At 75.0% G+C, this 18883-nt stretch carries 20 protein-coding genes and 2 riboswitches; of the genes, 11 read left to right on the forward strand and 9 right to left on the reverse strand.

Annotation, left to right across the window (positions count from 1 at the left end; all coding sequences use genetic code 11):
• Nucleotides 1–11: 11 nt before the first annotated feature.
• Together KOV94_RS01600 and KOV94_RS01605 are read right to left on the reverse strand one after the other, a co-directional pair.
• Nucleotides 12–842, reverse strand: coding sequence for an ABC transporter permease (locus KOV94_RS01600; RefSeq protein ID WP_124342318.1), 831 nt, complete (start codon nucleotides 840–842; stop codon nucleotides 12–14).
• The gene (locus KOV94_RS01605; RefSeq protein ID WP_218051040.1) at nucleotides 839–1909 is read right to left on the reverse strand and encodes an ATP-binding cassette domain-containing protein; all 1071 of its coding nucleotides are present in this window, start codon (nucleotides 1907–1909) and stop codon (nucleotides 839–841) included. The genes KOV94_RS01600 and KOV94_RS01605 overlap by 4 nt, the downstream gene beginning before the upstream one ends.
• A 93-nt stretch (nucleotides 1910–2002) precedes the next feature.
• Between KOV94_RS01605 and KOV94_RS01610 the strand changes: the two genes are divergently transcribed.
• The 3 genes from KOV94_RS01610 to KOV94_RS01620 all read left to right on the forward strand — a co-directional run bounded on the left by KOV94_RS01610 (nucleotide 2003) and on the right by KOV94_RS01620 (nucleotide 4957).
• Nucleotides 2003–2866 carry a TetR/AcrR family transcriptional regulator gene (locus KOV94_RS01610; protein ID WP_218051041.1) on the forward strand — a complete coding sequence of 288 codons (864 nt, stop codon included), beginning with the start codon at nucleotides 2003–2005 and terminating at the stop codon, nucleotides 2864–2866.
• A gap of 38 nt (nucleotides 2867–2904) precedes the next feature.
• Complete coding sequence (locus tag KOV94_RS01615) at nucleotides 2905–4551, forward strand: ABC-F family ATP-binding cassette domain-containing protein (protein WP_162353025.1); 1647 nt, start codon at nucleotides 2905–2907, stop codon at nucleotides 4549–4551.
• A 64-nt stretch (nucleotides 4552–4615) separates the two neighbouring features.
• Nucleotides 4616–4957 (forward strand): ankyrin repeat domain-containing protein, encoded by a 342-nt coding sequence (locus KOV94_RS01620; protein ID WP_200829668.1) that lies wholly within the window; start codon nucleotides 4616–4618, stop codon nucleotides 4955–4957.
• Between the two features lie 33 nt (nucleotides 4958–4990).
• On the opposite strand, the gene KOV94_RS01625 is transcribed toward KOV94_RS01620, so the two are convergent.
• On the reverse strand, nucleotides 4991–5446 hold the full coding sequence (locus KOV94_RS01625) for a hypothetical protein (RefSeq protein WP_124342323.1): 456 nt from the start codon (nucleotides 5444–5446) through the stop codon (nucleotides 4991–4993).
• Between the two features lie 105 nt (nucleotides 5447–5551).
• On the opposite strand from KOV94_RS01625, the gene KOV94_RS01630 reads away from it, so the two are divergent.
• Nucleotides 5552–5806 carry a type II toxin-antitoxin system Phd/YefM family antitoxin gene (locus tag KOV94_RS01630; RefSeq protein WP_124342324.1) on the forward strand — a complete coding sequence of 85 codons (255 nt, stop codon included), beginning with the start codon at nucleotides 5552–5554 and terminating at the stop codon, nucleotides 5804–5806.
• Nucleotides 5791–6189 (forward strand): PIN domain-containing protein, encoded by a 399-nt coding sequence (locus KOV94_RS01635; RefSeq protein ID WP_124342325.1) that lies wholly within the window; start codon nucleotides 5791–5793, stop codon nucleotides 6187–6189. Before KOV94_RS01630 ends, KOV94_RS01635 begins: the two co-directional genes overlap by 16 nt.
• Before the next feature lie 32 nt (nucleotides 6190–6221).
• Here the strand turns inward: KOV94_RS01635 and KOV94_RS01640 are convergent, their stop codons facing one another.
• Both KOV94_RS01640 and KOV94_RS01645 read right to left on the reverse strand, forming a co-directional pair.
• On the reverse strand, nucleotides 6222–7466 hold the full coding sequence (locus KOV94_RS01640; RefSeq protein WP_372449432.1) for an O-succinylhomoserine sulfhydrylase: 1245 nt from the start codon (nucleotides 7464–7466) through the stop codon (nucleotides 6222–6224).
• Between the two features lie 23 nt (nucleotides 7467–7489).
• Complete coding sequence (locus KOV94_RS01645; RefSeq protein WP_218051042.1) at nucleotides 7490–7903, reverse strand: rhodanese-like domain-containing protein; 414 nt, start codon at nucleotides 7901–7903, stop codon at nucleotides 7490–7492.
• A 6-nt stretch (nucleotides 7904–7909) separates the two neighbouring features.
• Nucleotides 7910–8004, reverse strand: a riboswitch (SAM riboswitch).
• A gap of 120 nt (nucleotides 8005–8124) precedes the next feature.
• Nucleotides 8125–8239, forward strand: a riboswitch (SAM riboswitch).
• 41 nt (nucleotides 8240–8280) lie between these two features.
• On the opposite strand from KOV94_RS01645, the gene KOV94_RS01650 reads away from it, so the two are divergent.
• Entirely contained in the window at nucleotides 8281–9696 is a 1416-nt protein-coding gene (locus tag KOV94_RS01650) for an aminotransferase class V-fold PLP-dependent enzyme (protein WP_218051043.1), read from the forward strand.
• Nucleotides 9697–9787: 91 nt separating this feature from the next.
• On the opposite strand, the gene KOV94_RS01655 is transcribed toward KOV94_RS01650, so the two are convergent.
• Complete coding sequence (locus KOV94_RS01655; protein ID WP_218051044.1) at nucleotides 9788–10378, reverse strand: pentapeptide repeat-containing protein; 591 nt, start codon at nucleotides 10376–10378, stop codon at nucleotides 9788–9790.
• Between the two features lie 37 nt (nucleotides 10379–10415).
• Here KOV94_RS01655 and KOV94_RS01660 point away from each other — a divergent pair, with 37 nt between their 5' ends.
• The 5 genes from KOV94_RS01660 to KOV94_RS01680 all read left to right on the forward strand — a co-directional run bounded on the left by KOV94_RS01660 (nucleotide 10416) and on the right by KOV94_RS01680 (nucleotide 15136).
• Nucleotides 10416–11003 (forward strand): GNAT family N-acetyltransferase, encoded by a 588-nt coding sequence (locus tag KOV94_RS01660; RefSeq protein ID WP_218051045.1) that lies wholly within the window; start codon nucleotides 10416–10418, stop codon nucleotides 11001–11003.
• Between the two features lie 69 nt (nucleotides 11004–11072).
• A complete protein-coding gene (locus KOV94_RS01665) occupies nucleotides 11073–12758 on the forward strand; it encodes a bifunctional lysylphosphatidylglycerol flippase/synthetase MprF (protein ID WP_218051046.1) in 1686 nt (561 codons plus the stop codon).
• Between the two features lie 40 nt (nucleotides 12759–12798).
• The gene (locus KOV94_RS01670; RefSeq protein WP_218051047.1) at nucleotides 12799–13647 is read left to right on the forward strand and encodes a hypothetical protein; all 849 of its coding nucleotides are present in this window, start codon (nucleotides 12799–12801) and stop codon (nucleotides 13645–13647) included.
• Nucleotides 13648–13699: 52 nt separating this feature from the next.
• The gene (locus KOV94_RS01675) at nucleotides 13700–14347 is read left to right on the forward strand and encodes a pyridoxal 5'-phosphate synthase (RefSeq protein WP_218051048.1); all 648 of its coding nucleotides are present in this window, start codon (nucleotides 13700–13702) and stop codon (nucleotides 14345–14347) included.
• Nucleotides 14348–14860: 513 nt separating this feature from the next.
• A complete protein-coding gene (locus tag KOV94_RS01680; protein ID WP_218051049.1) occupies nucleotides 14861–15136 on the forward strand; it encodes a hypothetical protein in 276 nt (91 codons plus the stop codon).
• A 46-nt stretch (nucleotides 15137–15182) separates the two neighbouring features.
• Here KOV94_RS01680 and KOV94_RS01685 read toward each other — a convergent pair whose 3' ends face one another.
• Genes KOV94_RS01685 through KOV94_RS01695 form a run of 3 tightly spaced genes read right to left on the reverse strand, consistent with a single transcriptional unit; the run spans nucleotide 15183 to nucleotide 18777 of the window.
• A complete protein-coding gene (locus tag KOV94_RS01685) occupies nucleotides 15183–16064 on the reverse strand; it encodes a MaoC/PaaZ C-terminal domain-containing protein (RefSeq protein ID WP_218051050.1) in 882 nt (293 codons plus the stop codon).
• Nucleotides 16061–17440 carry a 3-oxoacyl-ACP reductase gene (locus tag KOV94_RS01690; protein ID WP_218051051.1) on the reverse strand — a complete coding sequence of 460 codons (1380 nt, stop codon included), beginning with the start codon at nucleotides 17438–17440 and terminating at the stop codon, nucleotides 16061–16063. Before KOV94_RS01690 ends, KOV94_RS01685 begins: the two co-directional genes overlap by 4 nt.
• A gap of 2 nt (nucleotides 17441–17442) precedes the next feature.
• Nucleotides 17443–18777: an acetyl-CoA C-acetyltransferase gene (locus KOV94_RS01695; RefSeq protein WP_218051052.1), complete on the reverse strand. Its 1335-nt coding sequence runs from the start codon at nucleotides 18775–18777 to the stop codon at nucleotides 17443–17445.
• Between the last annotated feature and the right edge of the window lie 106 nt (nucleotides 18778–18883).

Consider the following 18883-nt stretch of genomic DNA (forward strand, 5'->3'; position numbering starts at 1 on the left):
CGACCGGCCCGTCAGCGGCCGAGGCGCGTCCACCGGCGCACGGAGAGCACGCCGAACACGGCGACCAGCACGACGGGCCAGACGACCGCGAGCAGCAGCGCGTGCTCGGAGGCCCAGCCGGTGCTCGCGACCGTGGGGTTGCCGAACAGGTCGCGCGTCGCGGCGATCGTCGCGGTGATCGGGTTCCACGCCGACAGCGCCTCGAGCCACCCGGGCATCGTCGAGATCGGGACGAACGCGTTCGACAGGAACGCGAACGGCCAGACGAGGATCTGCACGGCCGTGACGCCGCCCTGCCCGCGGAACAGCAGCCCGAGCCAGATGCCGAGCCACAGGAACGCGAACCGCAGCAGGAGCAGCAGGCCGAGCGCGACGAGCGCGTTCCCGAGCCCTTCGTGCCACCGCCACCCGACGGCCAGCCCGCCGAGGAGCAGGACGAGCAGCCCGACGACCGACGAGAGCATGTCGGCGATCGCGCGGCCGAGCAGGACCGCGGCCCGGGACATGGGCAGGGACCGGAACCGGTCGGTCACGCCGCGCTGCACGTCGGTCGCGACGACCGTCATGGTCGACTCCAGGCCGAAGGCCATGGTGACGGCGAGCATGCCGGGGAACAGGAACTCGATGTAGCCGCCGGGGACGTCGATCGCGCCGCCGAGCAGGTACCCGAACATGAGCAGCAGGAGCAGCGGGAACGCGAGCCCGATCAGCAGGTCCCACGGCTGGCGCCGCCAGTGGCCGAGGTCGCGCAGGGTCACGGTCCAGGCGTCGCGCAGCGCCCACGACGGGCCGCCCGACGGGACGGGTGGGGCGGTGCGCGCTCGGGTGGTGGTCACGGTCATCGGGAGGCCTCCTCGGCGGTCGCGGCGGCGGGGGAGTCGGCGGCGGACCGGGCGGACGTCCCGGCCGGGGCGTCGGCGGGAACGCCGGTGAGGTGCAGGAACGCCTCGTCGAGGGTCGGCCGTCGCAGGGCGACGTCGTCGACGGGGACGCGTGCGTCGTCGAGCGTGCGGACGACGTGCGTGAGCGCCGCGACCCGGTCGACGACCGTGGCGGTCACGCGTCGGGTCGCGACGTCGGTCTCGACGTCGGTGCCGACGGCATCGAGCGCCGCCCGCGCGGCGGGCAGGTCCGTCTCGGCCCGGACGACGACGTCGAGCCGGTCCTGGCCGATGGACGCCTTGAGCTCGTCGGGCGTCCCGCGGGCGACGAGCCGGCCCTGCGCGAGCACGCTCACCTGCGACGCGAGCTGGTCGACCTCCTCGAGGTACTGGGTGGTGAGCAGCACCGCGGTCCCGCCGGCGACGAGCTCGCGCACGGCCTGCCACACCTCGCGCCGGCCGCCCGGGTCGAGGCCTGTCGTCGGCTCGTCGAGGAGCAGCACCTCCGGGTCGAGCACGAGCCCCGCGGCGAGGTCGAGCCGTCGGCGCATGCCGCCGGAGTAGGTGCCGACGGGCCGGTCGGCGGCGTCGGCGAGGTCGAACCGGTCGAGCAGCTCGTCGGCGCGGCGCCGGGCGTCGCGCGTGGGGAGGTGCGAGAGGCGGCCGAACATCACGAGGTTGTCGCGCCCGCCGAGGATCTCGTCGACGGCGGCGTGCTGGCCGACGAGGCCGAGCCGGCGGCGCGCCCGCGCGGCGTCGCGGACGACGTCGTACCCGGCGACGTGCGCGGTGCCGCCGTGGGGGTCGAGCAGCGTGGAGACGATGCGGACGGTGGTCGTCTTGCCGGCGCCGTTGGGGCCGAGCAGGGCGTGGACGGTGCCGTGCTCGACGTCGAGGTCGAGGCCGTCGAGGACGGTGGTCTCGCCGTAGCGGCGGGTGAGCCCGCGGACGCGGACGGCGGGAGGGGCGGTCGCCGCGGTCGCGGTGCCGGCCGCGCGGATGGTCGGGGATCCGGTGGACGTGGGCATGGGTGGACCTCCTCGGACGGGAGCGCTTATCGTACAGCGTACGACAAGAACGCACGGACGTCTCCGCCTGTTCCCGGCAGGGAGGATGAGGTCATGACGGAGCACACCGGGACCGGCGACCCGGCCCGCAGCATGGCCCTGCTCTGGCGCACCGCCGAGCCCGCCGCCCCGCGCGGCCGCGGTGCCGCCGCCGGGCTGTCCGTGGACCGCGTCGTCGCGACCGCCGTGGCGCTCGCGGACGCCGAGGGGCTCGGCGCACTGTCGATGCGCCGCGTCGCGACCGAGCTCGGCGTGGGCGCCATGACCCTCTACACGTGGGTCCCGGGCAAGGGCGAGCTGGTCGACCTCATGGTCGACGCGGTGCTCGGCGAGGTCGTCGACGCGCTCGGCGGTCTCGCCGCACCCGCCGTCGCACCCGCCGTCGCACCCGCCGTCGCACCGGCACCGGCTCCCGCGCCGGGGGGCGCCGACCCGGGAGTCGTCGAGAAGCCCGCGTGGCGCGACCGCCTCGAGGCCGTCGCCCGCGCGAACTGGGCCGTCTTCGCGCGTCATCCCTGGCTGCTCCAGGTCGCGGCCATGGGCCGCCCGCCGCTCGGCCCGAACGTCATGGCGAAGTACGAGGTCGAGCTCCGCGCGATCGACGGCACGGGCCTCGACGAGGTCACGATGGACGCGGTCGTCACGCTCGTGAACGGGTTCGTCGGCGGGGCCGCGCGGGGCGTGCTCGACCGCGCGCAGGCCGAGCAGCTGACCGGCATCAGCGAGGAGCAGTGGTGGGAGGCGACCGCCCCCTACGTCGACCAGGTCTTCGACGCCGACGCCTACCCGACCGTGGCGCGCGTCGGACCGGTCGCCGGCGAGGCGAACCAGGCGGCGTACGACCCGCACCGCGCGTTCGAGTTCGGCCTCGCCCGGCTCCTCGACGGCATCGCGGTGCTCGTCGACGCCGCCCGCTGACGTCGGACCGGGCCGTCGAGGTCGGGGAGGATGGGCGCATGAGTGCGACCCTGCAGGCCCGCGCGGTGTCCGCCGCCTTCGGCGACCGCGAGCTGTTCTCCGGCCTGGACCTCGTCGTCGCGCCCGGGGACGTCGTCGGGCTCGTCGGGCCGAACGGCGCAGGCAAGACGACGCTGCTGCGCATCCTCGCGGGCAGCCGCGCGCCGGAGTCCGGGACGGTCAGCCTGTCGCCGCCGACCGCGCAGGTCGGCTACCTGGTGCAGGAGGTCGAGCGCAAGGACGACGAGACGGTCCGCACGTTCCTCGAGCGGCGCACCGGCGTCGCCGCCGCGCAGACCGAGATGGACGACGCGTCGCACGCGCTCGCGGCCGAGGAGCCCGGCGCGGACGACCGGTTCACCGAGGCGCTCGAGCGGTGGATGTCGCTCGGTGGTGCGGACCTCGACGCGCGGCTCGGCGTCGTCGCGGACGACCTCGGACTGACCGTCGACCTGGACCTGCCGATGACCGCGCTCTCGGGCGGGCAGGCGGCGCGCGTCGGCCTCGCGGCGCTGCTGCTGTCGCGGTTCGACCTGTACCTGCTCGACGAGCCGACCAACGACCTCGACACCGACGGCCTGCACCGGCTGGAGGAGTTCGTCGACCGCGTCCAGGCGCCGGTCGTCGTCGTGAGCCACGACCGCGAGTTCCTCGCGCGGACCGTGACGCGGGTCGTCGAGATCGACCGCAGCCTCCAGCGCGTCGCGACCTACGGCGGCTCCTACGACGCGTACCTCGACGAGCGGTCGACCGCCCGCCGCCAGGCGAGAGAGGCCTTCGAGGACTACGCGACCCGGCGCGACGCGCTCCAGGCGCGGGCCCGCACGCAGCGCGCGTGGATGGAGAAGGGCGTGCGCAACGCCCGCCGCAAGGCCACCGACAACGACAAGAACGTCAAGCACCACCGCGGCGAGACGTCGGAGAAGCAGGCAGCGAAGGCGCGCCAGACGGACCGGATGATCGAGCGCCTGGAGGTCGTCGAGGAGCCGCGCAAGGAGTGGCAGCTCCGCATGAGCATCGCCGCGGCACCCCGGTCGGGCGCGGTCGTGGCGACGGCCCGGGCAGCGGTCGTGCGACGCGGCGACTTCACGCTCGGACCGGTCGACGTGCAGCTCGACTGGCAGGACCGCGTGGCGGTGACCGGGCCCAACGGCTCGGGGAAGTCGACGCTCCTCGCCCTGCTCCTGGGCCGGGTCGCGCCCGACGAGGGGAGTGCGGCGCTCGGCCCGGGCGTCCTCGTCGGCGAGGTCGACCAGGCGCGCGCCGCGTTCGAGGGCGACGCGCCCGTCGGCGACGCGTTCGCGCGCGAGGTCCCCGACTGGACGACCGCCGACGTGCGGACGCTGCTCGCCAAGTTCGGCCTCGCGGGTCACCAGGTCGGCCGCCCGGCCGACTCGTTGTCCCCCGGCGAGCGCACGCGCGCCGCGCTCGCGCTCCTCCAGGCCCGCGGGGTCAACCTGCTCGTGCTCGACGAGCCGACCAACCACCTCGACCTGCCCGCGATCGAGCAGCTCGAGCAGGCCATGGAGTCGTTCGACGGCACGGTCCTGCTGGTCACGCACGACCGCCGCATGCTCGAGACCGTCCGCCTGACGCGTCGCTGGCACGTCGAGGACGGCCGCGTCACCGAGGTCGCACCGGACTGACCGGGCCGAGCGCGCCTTGCCGAGGACGCTCCACGGCGCACGCGGACCTGGTGGGATGTCCGCCATGACACCTGCGCACGACGCCGTCGAGCACGAGGACCTCCCGCGCCTGCGGACGCTCCTGGACGAGGGCGCGGACGTCGAGGAGGTCCACGGCGGCCTGACCCTGCTCCAGCACGCGGTCGACGTCGAGATCGACGCGCACACCCAGACCGGCGAGCCGCTCCACGTGGACCTGACGGCCTACCTCCTCGCGCGCGGCGCGGACCCGCTCGCCTCACCCGCTCCCGGCGGAGCCGGTTCGGCGCTGCACACGGCACGGCTCCGCGGGCACTGGCTCGCCGTCGCGGTCATGGAGGCGTTCGTGCGCGTCGACGAGGGCGGACACCGCACCCCCGAGCTCTGACGGCTCGACCTCCCCGATGCGCGACCCGGCTCGTCACCAGGCGCTGAGCGACACCGAGGCGCCCGTCACGACGGAGGCGCCATCCTCGTCGAGGTCGACCGTCGGGTCGACGAACGCGAACACCCCGTGGCCTCGTTCGAGGCGCAGGAACACGTGGCACGCGTCGGACTCGAGGTCGGGCGCCACGAGGGTCGCCGAGCAGTCCTGCTCGAGCGTGCCGCCGTCGGTGGCGCCGAGCCCGGCGGCGAGGTCGGCGGCGACGTCGGCGACGGCCCGGTCGACGCCCCAGCACGCGACGAGGTCGTCGACGTGGCACCCGGTCTGCTCGACGGCGCCGTCGGGCATGGGCAGCGCGGCCCCGCGCTCGACGGCCTCCGCCCGGAGGTGCCCGTCGACGGCCCGCAGGACCCCGGGTACGGTCACGGCCACAACCGCGCCGACGGCGACGACGGCGAGCGAGACGATGAACACCGGCCGCGGAGTGCGCATGCGCAGGTCATCGGCAGTCCAGGGGGCGTGCTTGAACGGCGGTCGGACGTCGGGCTGCGACGTCCGGATCGATCAGAGAATCTGATTCGATGCTAGCGTGAGCGCGTGCGCATCCTCACCGCGACCGAAGCCTCACGGGGCTTCTCCGACCTCCTCGACGCCGTCGAGCGGGGGGAGACGGTCATGGTGACGCGCGGCAACCGGACGATCGCGCGCATCGCTCCCGTCCCCGCCGGCACAGGTCGGAGCCTGCGCGCGGCGCTCGACAGGGTGCCCCGGCTCGACGACGCGTTCGAGGCCGACATCGCGGAGGCGACCGCACTGCTGACCAGCGAGACGGACCCGTGGGTCGGCGACTGATCCTCGACACCACGACCCTCATCGCCTACGAGCGCCGCGCGTTTGACACGACCGTCCTCGACGAGGACGACCTCGCGATCGCGGCGGTGACCGTGGCCGAGTTCCGCAGCGGCATCGAGCTCGCCGACACCGCGGCCCGAGCGGCCGACCGCGCGCGCGTCCTCGACGCGGTGCTGGAGAACGTCACCGTGCTCGACTACACCGAGCACACGGCGACGCAGCACGCGCGCCTGCTCGCGCACGTGCGCCGCACCAGCGTCCCCCGGGGCGCGCACGACCTGATCATCGCGGCCCACGCCGCGCACACCGGCCGGGTCCTCGCGTCCCGGGACGCGCGCGCCCGGTTCGCCGACCTGCCTGGTGTGGAGGCCGTCAGTCTCTGACGGTCGCGCCGTCGCCCCGCTCCGAGCCGCGCTCAGCCGGCCGCGACGTCCAGGGCCTGGGTGAGGTCGTCGCGGAGGTCCTCGACGTCCTCGAGCCCGACGGACAGGCGGACGGTCGACTCGGCGATCCCGACGGCGGCGCGGCCCTCGGGTCCGAGCTTGCGGTGCGTCGTCGTGGCGGGGTGCGTGACGATCGACTTGGTGTCGCCGAGGTTGTTCGACAGGTCGATGATCCGCAGCGCGTCGAGGAACGCGAACGTCGTCTTCTTCGCGACGTCGGGCGTCGCGCCCTCGGGGACTCGCAGGTTGAGCGTGACGACCGTGCCGCCGCCGGTCTGCTGCGCGCGCGCGAGGTCGTGCTGCGGGTGCGACGGCAGGAACGGGTAGCGGACGGACGCGATCGCGGGGTGCTGCTCGAGCCAGCCGGCGAGCGTCAGGGCGGACGCGGCCTGGTGCCGCACGCGCAGCGACATCGTCTCGAGGCCCTTGAGCAGCACCCACGCGTTGAACGGGGACAGCGACGGGCCGGTGTTCCGGATGAGCGTCTGGACGGGCCCGCGCACGTACTCGGTCGAGCCGAGGATCGCGCCGCCGAGCACGCGGCCCTGGCCGTCGATGTGCTTGGTCGCCGAGTAGACGACGACGTCGGCGCCCAGGTCGAGCGGACGCGACAGGACGGGCGTCGCGAAGACGTTGTCGACGACGACGGTCGCACCGGCGGCGTGCGCGAGGCGGGACACGGCGGCGATGTCGACCAGGTCCTGCATGGGGTTCGACGGCGTCTCGAAGAAGACGACGTCCGCCGGGGTCGACAGTGCCTCCTCCCACTGCGACAGGACGTGCCCGTCGACGTAGTCGGTGCGGACGCCCCACCTGGCGAGGATCTCGTCGAAGATCACGACGCTCGACCCGAAGAGCGCGCGGGCGGACACGATGCGCGAGCCCTGCTGGACGAGCGCGGCCAGGGCGGTGAAGACGGCGGACATGCCGGTCGCGGTCGCGTATGCGGCCTCGGCGCCGTCGAGCAGGCGCAGGCGCTCCTCGAACGTCGAGACCGTCGGGTTGGAGTAGCGCGAGTAGAGGAACCGGTCGACGTCGCCCGCGAACGCGGACTCGGCTTGCGCGGCGGAGTCGTACACGTACCCCTGGGTGAGGAAGAGGCCCTCGGACATCTCCTGGAACTCGGACCGCACGAGCCCGCCGCGGACGGCGAGCGTGTCGGGCCGCAGCGTCGAGCGGTCGACGGAGCGGTCGTCCCAGTCGCCGGGACCGGGCACGCGGCCCGGCACGCGGTCGGCGGTCACAGCGTCGTCCAGGGCAGTCCCTCGGCGCGCCACCCGACGTGCCCGCGCTGACCGTCGGGGCCGACGTCGCCCTCGAACCCGCGCAGCACGTTGTACGCGGGGCCGAACCCGGCGGCGGTCGCGGCCTGCGCGGCGGCGACCGAGCGGACCCCGGAGCGGCACAGGAAGACGACGGGCCGCTCGTCGCCGGGCGTCAGGCCCGCCTCGGCGAGCTCGTCGACGAACCGGGGGTTGAGGCCGTGCGGGGTCGTCCACTCGACGAGCGCCGCACGGCCGCCGATCTCGGTGGCGTCGGGCACGCCGATCAGCCGCCACTCGGCGTCGGTGCGCACGTCGACGAGCAGGGCGCGCTCGTCGGACGCGAGCAGGTCCCACGCCTGCTGCGGGGTCAGGTCACCGGCGTACGGCATCGCGATCCTCCATCGGTCCTGGCGGTAGCACCCTCGCCCGGCGGACCGGGGGGTTGCTGCGGCGTCGTCGAGCCAGATCTCTCGGCCGCTCTGGATGGTTGGCGCGATGCTACGCGCGCCGGCGGCCGACGCGCCAAGGAGTGGACACGCTGTCCCGTCATCCGAGACGGCCGACGTGTCCCGTTGACACATCACGGGCGCCGACGGAACCCTCGTCGTCAGGTCATGAGCGCCAGCGCGAAGCCCCGGCTCGCTGGCCGGCAACCCTCCTCCGCGGTGGGGTGCCCCGGGTGACGACCAGGCCGACCGCCGCCCGGCGGACGGCAAGCGCGGGGCCGGCCGTCGGTGCCGGGTCCCACGGACCCGTGAGGAGCACCATGTCCGTCATCGCCGAGACCACGTCCTGTGCCGAGGTCGACGCCCCGGTGTCGACCCGCGAGCCCGTCCCCGCCCTGCTGCCCGTCGTCGGCGGCGACACGACCGTCCCGCTCGTCGACGGCACCCAGCGGGTCTACGCCAACCTCGACTACGCCGCGAGCGCCCCCGCGCTCGAGTCCGTCGCCGCCCGCGTCACCGAGGTCCTGCCGCTGTACGCGTCGGTGCACCGCGGCGCCGGGTACCTGTCGCAGGTGTCCACGGCCCTCTACGAGTCGTCCCGGCAGAGCATCGCGCGGTTCGTCGACGCGCGCCCCGACGACGTCGCGATCATCACGCGCAACACGACCGACTCGCTCAACCTGCTCGCGGGTGTCGTCCCCGCCGGTGGCAAGGTCCTCGTCCTCGACGTCGAGCACCACGCCAACCTGCTGCCGTGGGTGCAGTCGTCGCAGCGGCACGGCAACACCACGACGATCCTCCCGATCGGCCGGACCGTCGCCGAGACCCTCGACGCGTTGCGCACCGAGCTCGCGACCCAGCCCTACGCGATCCTGACGATCACGGGCGCGTCCAACGTGACGGGCGAGTCGCTGCCGATCGAGGAGGTCGTGGCGCTCGCGCACGCCGAGGGCACCCGCGTCGCCGTCGACGGCGCGCAGCTCGTCCCGCACCGCGGCTTCTCGCTCGCCCGCACCGGCGCCGACTACGTCGCGTTCTCCGGCCACAAGACGTACGCGCCCTTCGGCGCGGGCGCGCTCGTCGGTCGCCGCGACTGGCTCGACACCGGCACGCCCTACCTGGCCGGTGGCGGCGCCGTGCGCGACGTGCGCGCCGACCGGACCGTCTGGCAGCCCGCCCCCGCGCGGCACGAGGCCGGGTCGCCCAACGTCATCGGCGCGATCGCGCTCGCGGAGGCGTGCGACCGGCTCGCCGCCCTGCCCGCCGGCGCGCTGCTCGCGCACGAGGAGGCGCTCCGCGCCCGCCTGGTCGACGGCCTGGGCACGATCGACGGCGTCGAGGTCGCGCGCATCTGGCCCGACTCCGCGGACCCGGTCGGCGTCCTCACGTTCACCGTCCCCGGCCACGACCCCGGCCTCGTCGCCGCGTACCTGTCGGCCGAGCACGGCATCGGCGTCCGCGACGGCCGGTTCTGCGCGCACCCGCTCCTCGCGCACCTCGGCGCGTCCGGCGGCGCGATCCGCGCGTCCGTCGGCGTCGGCACGACGAGCGAGGCCGTCGACCGCCTCGTCGACGCGCTGCGCCGCTACCTCGCCGACGGCCCGGCCGCCCGGTACGACGTCGTCGACGCCTGCTGGACCGTCGTCGACGACACCCGCCCCCTCGTGCAGGTCCACGGCCTCGACGCCCTCGCCGCCACCGCGGCCGCCGCCTGCGGTCCGGCCCTCGACGACTGACGCGCCCGCGACGGCTCGGCGCCCGCTCGTCGTCAGGCCGCGTCGGTCGCGCGCGCCGAGGGGGCCCGGCCCGCGGGGGACGGGCGCGTGATCAGCCGACGACGATGCCCAGGTGCTCGGCGACGAGCGGGGCGAGGTCGAGCAGCTGGTCCTGCGTGATGCGCGCGCCGCGCAGCCCGTCGAGGCCGTCGATGCGCTCGAGCCCTACGACTCCGCGCAGGTCGACGTCCTCGAGCCGCGCGCCCGAGACGTCGAGACGCCGGACACGGCAGTCGTCGAGGACGACCTTGCGCGCCTTCACCCGGGCCAGGTCGAGCTCGTCGACCATGACGCCGACCAGCCGCACGTCGGTGAGCGTCGCGTCGCGCAGGTTGAGGTAGTCGACCTTGCCCCCGTGCAGCTCGACGCGGGTCCACTCCGACCCGTGCGCCTCGACCGCACCGAGCCGCGCGCCCTCCCACCGGCAGTCGAGCCAGGTCGTCGACACCGCGGACAGCGACCCGGCCCGCACGCGCGTCCAGGCGGTGTCCGACGCGCGCGTGCCGTCCAGGCGCACACCGTCGAGCGAGCAGTCCGTGAAGGTGCACTCGAGGATCCGGGAGTGGGACCCGTCCTGCCCGTCGAGGTCCTCGCCGACCAGGTCGAGGGCGTCCAGGTCGCCGTCGCGCTCCAAGAAAACCATGGTCGCCACCCTGCCAGACCCGTGCGACGCTTCCGCCGTGCTCCACGACGTCACGCTCGAAGGCCACGGTGCTCGCCTCGTCCCGCTCGACGACACCCACGCGGCGGCGCTCGCCGCGTTCGTCGACGACCGGGTGTGGGCGGGCATGTCGTCGCCGCTGCCCGTCGGGATCGACGGCTGGCGGGCCGAGGTGGACCGCGCGCGGGCGACGCCGGGGCGGGTCGCGCTCGCGGTCCTCGACGCGGCGACGGGCGAGGTGCGCGGCAGCACGTCGTTCTACGACCTGGACACCCACGTCCTGCGCGTCGAGATCGGGCACACGTACTACGCGCCGCGCTGGTGGGGGACGTCGAACAACCCGGCCTGCAAGCTCCTGATGCTCACGCACGCGTTCGAGACGTGGGGCATGCAGCGCGTCGCGTTCCGTGCCGACACCCGCAACACGCGCTCGGTCGGCGCGATCCGTCGGCTCGGCGCGGTTCCCGAGGGGGTGCTGCGCAGCCACCGCCTCGCCCCCGACGGCACGCGCGGCGACTCCGCGTACTTCTCGATCCTGCCCGACGAGTGGCCCGCGGTCCGCGCCGGCCTGCTCGCGCGGCTGGCGGGGACGACGCCGGACGTCTGACGCCGCACGGCGGACGGATCACCCCGCGCGAGGGGTGCGCCGACGGTCACCCCCGGCAGACTGGGGCGCATGCCGGGCAGTGTGCTCCTCCCGCGAGTCGACCGATCCGCCCTCGACGAGCAGCGTCGTCGCGTGCACGTGCGCGTGCTGGCGTCGCGGACCGTCTGGGTCCTGGCCGTCGTCGGCCTCGTCTCGAGCCTGCTGCGCGGGGTCTGGCGCGACCTCGCGCTGTTCGACGACATCGTGCCGAACGCGGGGACCGCGTCGGCGCGCCCGGCGCTCATCACCGTCTCGATCGTGCTGCTGTTCACCGCCCGCGGGCTGCGACGCGGCCACCGGCTGTCGTGGATCCTCACGCTCGGCCTGCTCGTCGCGTCGGCGGTGCTGCACCTCGTGCGCGGCCCGGACGTGCTCGCCGCGGCCGCCGTCGTCGTCGGCACGGTCTGGCTGGCGACGCAGGGCGCGTCCTTCCCGGTGCTGCCCAACCGGCGCGACGTGCGGCGCGCGGTCCTGCTCGTCGTGTTCGCGGTCGTGTTCGTCGTGGTGACGACCGTCGGGCTCGTCGTGTGGGTGCTCGTGCGGGACCCGGGCACGGACGAGATCGAGCGGCTCGCCCGCATCCTCAGTCCCGTCGAGTTCGTCCTCGAGCTCACGTTCCTGCTGACGCTGCTGTGGACGCTCACGTCGCCGCGCCGTCCGCACAAGCTCAACGCGGCGGACCACGCGCAGGAGCGCGAGCGGGCCCGCGCGGTCGTCCAGCGCTGGGGCACGGGCACGCTCGACTACTTCGCGCTGCGCGACGACAAGGACTGGTTCTTCGTCGGGCGCTCGGTGGTGGCGCACTCGGTGCGCGGGGGTGTCGCGCTCGTGTCGCCCGACCCGATCGGGCCGCCCGAGGAGCGAGAGCAGACCTGGGCCGAGTTCCTCGACTACACCGAGGACTACGGCTGGTCGGTCGCCGTGATCGGCGCCGGTCAGGACTGGCTCGGCGTCTACGAGGCTGCGGGCCTGCGCGTCGTCTACCTGGGCGACGAGGCGATCGTCGACTGCACGACCTTCACGACGGCCGGCGGGTCGCACAAGTCGCTGCGGCAGGCCGTCGGACGCGTCGAGCGGGCGGGCTACACGACGACGTTCCACGACCCGGCGACGATGGAGCCGCACCTGCGCGCGCAGATCGAGGCGATGAGCGACGAGTCGCGTCGCGGCGAGACCGAGCGCGGCTTCTCGATGACCTTGTCGCGGCTGTTCGACCCCGCGGACACCGGGCTGCTGATGTCGGTGACGCAGACGTCCGCGGGTCGCGTCGACGGGTTCTGCCAGTGGGTGCCCGCGCCCGCGATCGGCGGCTGGTCCCTCGACGTCATGCGCCGCCGCCTCGACGTCGAGGGCCTGCCCAACGGGCTGATCGACACGAACATCGTGCACACGATCGGCGAGCTCAAGGCGCGCGGGCACACCGGTCTCGGACTCAACTTCGCGGTGCTGCGCGAGGTCCTCGAGAACGACGAGGGCGGCGGCTCGCGCCTCGACCAGCTCACGCGGCCCGTCCTGCAGCGGCTGTCGCAGGGCACGCAGATGGCGACCCTCGGCCAGTTCAACGAGAAGTTCGACCCGGGCTGGGTGCCGCGCTACACGATCCTCGACTCCGTCGAGTACGTCGCGACGCAGGCCGTCGTCATGGCCGGTGCGGAGGGCGTCACCGAGATCCCGGTGATCGGGCGCTTCCTCGGCAACGTCGGGCAGCCGACGTGACCGGCCGGCGCGGGTCCGGCCCTCGCGCGGGGCGGCTGGCGTGATCGGGTCTCTGCTCGCCGCGGTCGCGTCGTCGGTCGGGTACGGCATCAGCACGATCATGCAGGCGGTCGGCGCACGCCGGGCGCGGGGCCTGGGCGCCGTCCTGCAGCCGCTGGTCGTCGCGGCGTTCGTCCTCGACGGCCTCGCGTGGCTGCTGTCGCTCGCGGCTCTCGACCACCTGCCGCTGTTCGTCGTGCAGGCCGTGATCGCCGCGTCGCTCGTGGTCGTCGTCCTGCTCGCGCGGGTCGTCCTGCACGCGACGATGCGCCGTCTCGACGTCGCCGCGGTCGTCGCGGTCGTCGCCGCGCTGGTCGTCGTCGCCGCGGCCGGGGGCGAGCAGCCCGCGGTCCACCCGCCCGACGGGTTCGTCGGCACGACCATCGCCGCCGCAGGCGTCGTCGCCGTCGCGACCCTCGCCGCCTACCGATCCGGGCCGCCCGTGCTGCTCGCCGTCCTCGGCGGGCTCGGCTACTCGATCGCCGCGATCGCGGCGCGCGCCGCGCACGCCGACGGCGACCTGCTCGACACGGTCCTCCAGCCGCTCGCGATCCCGATCGTCGTCGGCGGCGTCGCGGGCGCCCTCGCCTACCTCCGCGCGCTCGAGCGCGGGTCCGTCGGGACTGCGGCCGCGATCGTCTCCGTCATCGAGGTCGTCGTCCCCGGCGTCGTCGGCCTGACGGTCCTCGGCGACTTCGTGCGCGACGGGTGGGCAGTCCCCGCCGCGGCCGCGCTCGCCGTCGCGCTCGTCGGCTGCGTGGCGCTCGCGACGAGCCCCGCCAACGCGGCCGCCGAGTCGGGCGACGCGCCAGGCGACGACGACGTCCGCACGCCTGCGCGCTCCGGGTAGACGCCCGCGCCACCGCGAGCCGGGCCACGTCGCCCTGTGCTTGGGTGAGCGCATGGACCCAGCGCAGGAGCCCCGCGACGCGACGCTGTCGGGCGACACGACGCTCGTCCTCCCGGAGTTCGACAACCCGCCCCACGAGCCGATGCCCCTGGTGCGCGCGTGGTTCGACGCCGCGCGCGAGCGCGGCCTGCGCGAGCCGTTCGCCGCGACCCTGGCGACCGTCGACGAGCACGGCGACCCGCGCACCCGCACCGTCCTGCTCAAGACCGTCGACGAGCACGGCCTCGTCTTCGGCAGCTCGACGACGAGCCGCAAGGGCCGTCACCTCGCCGCCCGACCGCGCGCGGCCCTCACCGTGTACTGGCGCGAGACGCTCCAGCAGGTCAACGTCACCGGGTCGGTCGAGGTCCTGCCCGACGACGTCGCCGACGCGCTGTTCACCCGCCGGACGCGCGACGCGCAGGCCGCGACCGCCGCGTCCCGGCAGAGCCGCCCGCTGACCTCCGAGCCCGGCCTGCGCGCCGAGGCCGCGCGCCTCGCCGCCGCGGACGGACCCGTCGAGCGGCCGGCCGACTGGGTCGCCTACCGCGTCGTCCCCGACGCCGTCGAGCTCTGGTACGGCAGCCCCGACCGCCTCCACCGCCGCCTCCAGTACGTCCGCACCGGCACGACGTGGGAGCCCACCCGCCTCCAGCCGTGAGGTCAGGTCCGGCCGGGCGCTGAGCCGGTCCGTCGTCGCCGGCAGCGCGGTCGGCGGCCGCGGCGTCGCGGTGGCGCTGCGCGGCTGCACGGCGCTCGGGCTCCGGCGGGCCGTCGGCGTCGGCGAGGCGCACGAGGGCCGCGGCGGCGTCGTCGTGCACCTGCGCGGCCCGTCGGCACGCGTCACGGGCGCGGTCCTGCGCCTCGCGCGCACGGGCGGCCGAGTGCTCGACGTCGGCATCGGTCGACGGGACGTCGAGCCGCAGCCGCTCTGCGCGCTCGGACACCTCGGCGGACCGCTCCCGGGCGACGGCGGCACGGTCGCGCGAGGTCTCCGGCATCGACGCGACGGTCACGCTGCCGGTCCAACACCCGACGACGGTTGCCGGGCCATCGTCCTGCCCGTGAGGCCGGCCGCCGCCCCATCGACGTGTCGGTGCCCCCTGTCCGCCGCACGGGCGACTCACCCGCGGAAGGCCTCAGAGGCCGTGGCCCCCTCGCCGATGGACCAGGCATGAACCGCGAACCGCACGTGAGCCTGCGAGGTGAGCTGTCCCTGCGTCGTGACCGGCACTGGATGGTCGGCTACGCCGCGCTGGTCATGTGCCTGCCGGCGGTGATGGCGCTCGCGCGCGTCCCGTCGGTCACGGGGAAGGGTGCCGTCGTCACGGTCGCGATGGCGCTCGCGTTCGTCGGGCTGGTCCGGCTGCGGTGCGCGCGTCAGCTGGAGCGGATCCTCGACGAGTCGACGCCGCTGCGCACGGATCTCGGCGAGGACGTCGACCACTGACACGGCCGGGCGCCCTCGACGGGTCGCCCGGCCGCGCGGCGCGACGTCAGAGCGGGACGACCGTGCCCGTGAGGAACGGCTTGCCGGTGCGGGCGTCCCAGCCGGCGAACGTGGTGGTGCCGTCGCCGTCGGGTGCGACGCGGACGGTGACCGTCCCGGGCAGCAGCGCGGGCTTGGCGAACTCGACGGACCACGTGAACGCGTCGCCGCGCGACGCCCCGACGTCGGCCAGCGCGCGGGCCGCGGTGTACATGCCGTGCGCGATGGCCCGCGGGAACCCGAGGGCCTTGGCGGAGACCGCGGACAGGTGGATCGGGTTGTGGTCGCCCGACACGGCCGCGTAGCGGCGACCGGTGCCGGCCGTGAGCTTCCAGCGCCCGGTCGGCTGCGGCGCGACGAACTCGGAGCGCACCTCCTCGTCGGACGGTCGGCCCGCGAGCCGGACGCCCTTCGCGAGGTACGTCGAGACGCCCCGCCACACGAGCGCGTCGCCGACGCGGACCTCCGCGACCAGGTCGACGGTCGTGCCGGCCCGGTGCGGCCGCAGCCCTTCGGCCCACGCGCGGACGTCGAGCGCATCACCGAGTCCGACGGGCGCGTGCTGCGTGACCCGGTTCGCGACGTGCACGAGCCCGAGCAGCGGCAGCGGGAAGTCGGGCCGCACCATGACGGCGAACGCGACGGGGAACGCGAGCACGTGCACGAACCCGGCAGGCAGCCGGTCGGACGCGGACTCCCCGACGAGGTGCTGGTACTCCGTCAGGTGGTCGGCGTCGGCGCGCACCCCGCGCACCTCGTGCACGACGTCGGGCAGGTCGGTCGGCGCGCGGCCGACGCGGCGGGCGACGGCCAGCCGGCCGGTCGCCGCCACGCCGCGCGCGTAGAGCCCGCCGAGCGAGGGGACGGCGGGCAGGACGACCGTCGTCACCGACCCACCAGGTTCTGCCCGCAGACGCGCAGCGTCTCGCCGACGACCCCGCCGGCCGCGGGCGACGCGAGGAACGCGACCGCCTCGGCGACGTCGACGGGCAGCCCGCCCTGCTGCAGCGAGTTGAGGCGCCGCGCGACCTGCCGCGTGACGGCGGGGATGCGCGCGGTCATCTCGGTCTCGATGAAGCCGGGCGCGACCGCGTTGGCGGTGCCGCCGAACGGGACGAGCAGCGGCGCGGTCGCGCGGACCATGCCGATGACGCCACCCTTCGACGCCGCGTAGTTGGTCTGCCCGCGGTTGCCCGCGATGCCCGACGTCGACGCGAGCGACACGATGCGCGGGGCGTCGGCGAAGTCGCCCGACGTGAGCAGCGCCTCGTTGATCTTCAGCTGGCTCGCGATGTTGACCGCCAGCACGGACTCCCACTTGTCGGGGGTCATGTTGGCGAGCAGCTTGTCGCGCGTGATGCCCGCGTTGTGCACGACGACGTCGAGCCGCCCGTGCCGCTGGAGCGCGTGCGCGAGGATGCGCGCGCCCGCGTCGTCGGCCGTGACGTCGAGCTGGAGCGCGGTGCCGTGGATCTCGTTGGCGACGGCGGCGAGCTGCTCGCCCGCGGCGGGGACGTCGACCGCGACGACGGTCGCGCCGTCCCGGGCCAGCGTCTGCGCGATCGCCTTGCCGATGCCGCGCGCGGCACCGGTCACGACCGCGACGCGCCCGTCGAGCGGCGTCTCCCACGACGCCGGCACCGCGCCCGCGTCGGAGGCGACCGTCAGCAGCTGCCCGTCGACGAACGCGGACCGGGCGGACAGGAAGAACCGCAGCGCACCGAGCACCGAGGGCGCGGTCACGGGCACGCCCTCGCGCAGCACGACGCCGTTGCCGGTCGCGCCGCCGCGCAGCTCCTTGGCGAGCGACCGCAGCAGCCCGTCGACGCCCTGCCGGGCCGCCGCGAGCGCCGGGGCGTCGTCGACGCCCGCCTCCCGCGACACGGTGACGACGCGCCCACCGCGAGCGAGCCCCTTCAGGGTCCCGGCGGTCGCCAGGACGGGCTCGGCGAGCTGGTCGGGGTGCGTCACGCCCGTGAGGACGAGCACGACGGCCGCGTACCGGGTGTCGGGGGTCGGGTGCCGGTGCACCTCGAGGTCCCAGCCGTCGAGGACCGTCGCGCCGGGAGCGCCGCCGGCGGGGCCGGACAGCACCGCGGCGAGCGCGTCGGCGTCGCCGTCTCGGCCGAGCACGAGGACGGGCCCGTCGACGAGCGGCGAGCCGGGCCGGTGGCGGCGCAGCGGCGTCGGCTGGGGGAGGCCGAGCTGCTTCGCGATCTTCTTGGTGACGCCGCTGTTGACGAGGTTGAGGTAGGTGTCGGTCATGGTCACGCCGCCTCGAGGATCGCGGTGAGGCCGAGCCCGCCGGCCGCGCACACGGACACCAGGGCCCGGACGGGGCGCCCCTCGGCCTGCTTGCGCCGGTGCAGCTCCTTGCTGATCGTCGCGACGATCCGCCCGCCGGTCGCGGCGAACGGGTGGCCCGCGGCCAGCGAGGAGCCGTGCACGTTGAGCCTCGCCCGGTCGACGGACCCGAACGCCCCGTCGAGCCCGAGCCGCTCCTTGCCGAACTGCTCCGACTCCCACGCGGCGAGCGTCGTGAGGACGGTCGACGCGAACGCCTCGTGGATCTCGACGTAGTCGAGGTCGTCGAGCGTCAGGCCGTTGCGGGCCAGCAGGCGCGGGACCGCGAAGACGGGCGCCATGAGCAGCCCGTCGACGCCGTGCACGAAGTCGACCGCGGCTGCTTCGGCGTCGACGACGACGGCGAGCGGCGTGAGGTCGTGCGCGGCGGCCCACTCGTCGGACCCGAGCAAGACCGTCGAGGCGCCGTCGGTGAGCGGCGTGGAGTTGCCGGCCGTCATGGTCGCGGGCGTGTCGAGCCCGAGCCCGAACACCGGCTTGAGCTTGGCGAGCTTCTCCAGGGACGTGTCGGCGCGCAGGTTGCCGTCGGTCGCCTGGCCGCGGAACGGCGTGACGAGGTCGTCGAAGAACCCGTCGGCCCACGCGGCGGCGAGGCGCTGGTGCGACGCGTAGGCGATCTCGTCCTGCGCCTCGCGCGTGATGCCCCACTGCGCGGTGGTGAGGGCCTGGTGCTCGCCCATGGACAGGCCGGTGCGCGGCTCGTCGGTGCGCGGCGCGGCGGGTGCGAGGTCCTTGGGGCGGATGCGCGACGCGACTGCGAGGCGCTGCCCGACGGACCGGGCGCGGGACAGGTCGAGCAGCGTGCGGCGCAGCCGGTCGCTCACGGCGATGGGCGCGTCGGACGTGGTGTCGACGCCGCCCGCGATCCCGGAGTCGAGCTGCCCGAGCCGGATCTTGTTGGCGAGCCCGACGACGGACTCGAGCCCGGTCGCGCACGCCTGCTGCACGTCGTACGCGGGCGTGGTGGGCGCGAGTGCCGAGCCGAGGACGGCCTCGCGGGTGAGGTTGAAGTCGCGCGAGTGCTTGAGCACGGCGCCGGCCGCGACCTCGCCGATGCGCTCGCCCTGCAGCCCGTACCGCGCGACGAGCCCGTCGAGGGCCGCGGTGAGCATGTCCTGGTTGCTGGCGTGCGCGTACTTCCCGCCGGCGCGGGCGAACGGGATCCGGTTGCCGCCCAGGACCAGGGCGCGCCGGGTGGCGGGCGGGTCGGCGGGGGTCTTGCGGGGGGAGGGGGCCACGGCTTGGTTCCTCTCGCATCGTCGCTTGAGCAGGACGGTCCTCGTGCCGGTGCGCGAGGGACCTTCGTCCCGAAGTGGTGTCCGAAACCCACAGTACCTGATACCT

Source organism: Cellulomonas algicola, assembly GCF_019024305.1.
GTDB classification, from domain to species: domain Bacteria; phylum Actinomycetota; class Actinomycetes; order Actinomycetales; family Cellulomonadaceae; genus Cellulomonas; species Cellulomonas algicola.